Below are 3,158 nucleotides of genomic sequence, written 5' to 3'. Positions count from 1 at the left end.
CCCCACCCCCCTCCGCCGCGCCTTCGGGCGGGGCGGAGTGCGGGTCCGCTGCCTCTGCGGGGCTTCCGGTCGGGCCGGAGTCCGGGACCGCCGCCTCGGCCGCCGTCCCGGTGCCCCTGTCCGCCGCGGTGCCGGACGCCCTGCCGGCCCAGGCGGGTCGGCTCGCCGAACTGCTGCGGGCCCACCCGGACATCCGGCCGGCCGACGCCGCCCACTCCGCGGCTACCACCCGCACCCCCCTGCGCTCCCGGGCCGTGGTGATCGCCGCCGACCGCACCGAACTGCTGGCCGGACTGGACGCGCTGCACCGCTCCGAGGCCCACCCCGCGGTGGTCCAGGGGGACGCCCTCCCCGGCGAGCTCGCCTTCCTCCTCCCTGGACAGGGCAGCCAGCGCGCCGCCATGGGACGTGAACTCCACGGCCGCCACCCGGTCTTCGCCACCGCCCTGGACGAGGTGTGCGCCGCCCTGGACCCGCGGCTGACCCGCCCGATCCGGGAGGTGCTCTTCGCGCCGGCGGGATCCACCGAGGCCGGACTGCTCCAGCACACCGCCTTCACCCAGCCCGCTCTCTTCGCCGTCGAGGTGGCCCTGTACCGGCTCTTCGAGCACTGGGGGGTGACCCCGCACCACCTGCTCGGCCACTCCGTCGGCGAACTCGCCGCCGCGCACCTCGCCGGAGTCCTCTCGCTGCCCGACGCCGCCGCCCTGGTGGCCGCCCGCGGCCGACTGATGCAGGCCCTCCCCGAGGGCGGCGCCATGGTGTCGGTACGCGCCTCGGAACAGGAGGTCATGGCCTCCCTCGACGGTACGCCCGGAAGCCTCGCCATCGCCGCCGTGAACGGCCCCCGGTCCACCGTCGTCTCCGGCGACGAGGACGCCGTACGGGAGGTGGCCCGGCTGTGGCGGACCAAGGGCCGGAAGACCACCCGGCTGCGGGTCAGCCACGCCTTCCACTCCCCGCACATGGACGGCATGCTGGACGACTTCCGCGAGGTCGTCGAGGGCCTGACGCTGCGCCCGCCGACCCGCTCGGTGCTCTCGAACCTGACCGGACGCCCGCTCACCGCCGACCAGGCGTGCTCCCCGGAGTACTGGGTCCGGCACGCACGCCAGGCCGTGCGCTTCGACGACGGGCTGCGCTGGCTGCGCGACAACGGCGTACACGTCCTGCTGGACATCGGCCCCGACGGCAGCCTGGCCGCCCTCAGCCGGCACAGCCTCACCGACACGCCGCCCGGCGCCGCGCCCACGGCCGTACCGATCGCCGCCCTGCGCTCCGACCGTCCCGAGCCCGAGGCGCTCACCCGGGCCCTGGCCACCCTCCACGCGCACGGCGTCGCCATCGACTGGGAGGCCGTGCTGCACGGCCGCGACGCCCGGCGGATCGCACTGCCCGGCTACGCCTTCCAACGCCGCCGCTACTGGCCCGAACCGGCCGCCGCCGACGCCACCGGGGCCGCCCCGCCCCGACGGGACCAGCCCGCCGAGGACGACGCCCCGAGCCCCGCGGACGGGACCGCGACCGCCGTGAGCACCGTGCCGCCGCTGGCCCGGCGGTTGCGCGGGCTGTCCGCCGCGGAACAGGAGCGCGCCACCCTCGACCTGGTACGCGCGCACGCCGCCGCCGTCCTGGGGCACACCGCCAAGGAGGCGGTGGATCCAGCCCGCACCTACCGGGAGTCGGGCTTCGACTCGTTGACCGCCGTCGAGCTGATCGAGCGGATCGCCCAGGCCACCGGGCTCCCGCTGCCGGCCACCGCGGTGTTCGACCACCCCACCCCGGCCGCCCTCGCCCACCGGCTGCGGGCACTGGCCCTGGGCCTGCCCCAGGACACCCTGGGCGGCCACGCCCCGGACCAGGCGGCCGGCGAGCCCATCGCCATCGTCGCCATGAGCTGCCGGCTGCCCGGCGACGTACGGTCCCCCGAGGACCTGTGGCGGCTGGCCGGCGACGGCGTGGACGCCGTCTCCGGATTCCCCACCGACCGCGGCTGGGACCTCGACGCGCTCTACCACCCCGACCCGGACCACCCCGGCACCACCTACGTCCGCGACGGCGGCTTCCTGCACCGGGCCGGCGACTTCGACGCGGAGTTCTTCGGCATCTCGCCGCGTGAGGCGCTGGCCATGGACCCGCAGCAGCGGCTGCTGCTGGAGACCTCCTGGGAGGCGGTGGAACGCGCCGGACTCGACCCGGCGGCCCTGCGCGGCGACCGGGTCGGCGTCTTCGTCGGCGCCACCGCCCAGGAGTACGGCCCCCGGATGCACGAGCCGACCGACGGCTTCGACGGCTACCTGCTGACCGGCACCACCCCCAGCGTCGCCTCCGGCCGCATCGCCTACACCCTCGGCCTGGAAGGGCCGGCCGTCACCGTCGACACCGCCTGCTCCTCCTCACTCGTCGCCGTACACCTCGCCGCCCGGGCACTCGGCAGCGGCGAGTGCACCCTCGCCCTGGCCGGCGGGGCGACCGTGATGGCCGGCCCCGGCATGTTCGTCGAGTTCAGCCGCCAGCGCGGGCTCGCACCCGACGGGCGGTGCAAGCCCTTCTCCGCGGACGCCGACGGCACGGCCTGGGCCGAGGGCGTGGGCATGGTGCTGCTGGAACGCCTGAGCGACGCCCGCGACAACGGCCACCCGGTGCTCGCCGTCATCCGCGGCTCCGCCATCAACCAGGACGGTGCCAGCAACGGGCTGAGCGCCCCCAACGGCCGCGCCCAGCAGCGCGTCATCCGCACCGCGCTGGCCGCGGCCGGACTCACCCCCGCCGACGTGGACGCCGTCGAGGCACACGGCACCGGCACACCGCTCGGCGACCCCGTCGAAGCCCAGGCACTGCTCGCCACCTACGGCCAGGACCGCCCCAAGGGCCGGCCACTGCTGCTGGGATCACTGAAGTCCAACATCGGCCACGCCCAGGCCGCCGCGGGCGTCGCCGGGCTCATCAAGACGGTGATGGCCCTCCGGCACGGCGTACTGCCCAAGACCCTGCACCTGCGGGAGCCCTCACCCCACATCGACTGGACCACCGGCGCCCTCGCCCCGCTCACCGAGACCACCCCCTGGCCCGCACTGGACCGGCCCCGTCGAGCCGCCGTCTCCTCCTTCGGGATCAGCGGCACCAACGCCCACCTCATCCTGGAGCAGGCCGCACCC

The 3,158-nt window shown here is 76.2% G+C and carries 1 protein-coding gene; it reads left to right on the top strand.

Annotation, left to right across the window (positions count from 1 at the left end):
* Positions 1 to 110 precede the first annotated feature (110 nt).
* The coding region (locus tag E4099_RS30705) for a beta-ketoacyl synthase N-terminal-like domain-containing protein (RefSeq protein WP_425348288.1) at positions 111 to 3,158 on the top strand (3,048 nt) is incomplete at its 3' end.

It is taken from the genome of Streptomyces palmae (assembly GCF_004684805.1).
Taxonomy (GTDB): domain Bacteria; phylum Actinomycetota; class Actinomycetes; order Streptomycetales; family Streptomycetaceae; genus Streptomyces; species Streptomyces palmae.
The sequence above is the reverse complement of the archived record's forward strand: the minus strand, read 5'-3'. Positions and strand labels throughout refer to the sequence as shown.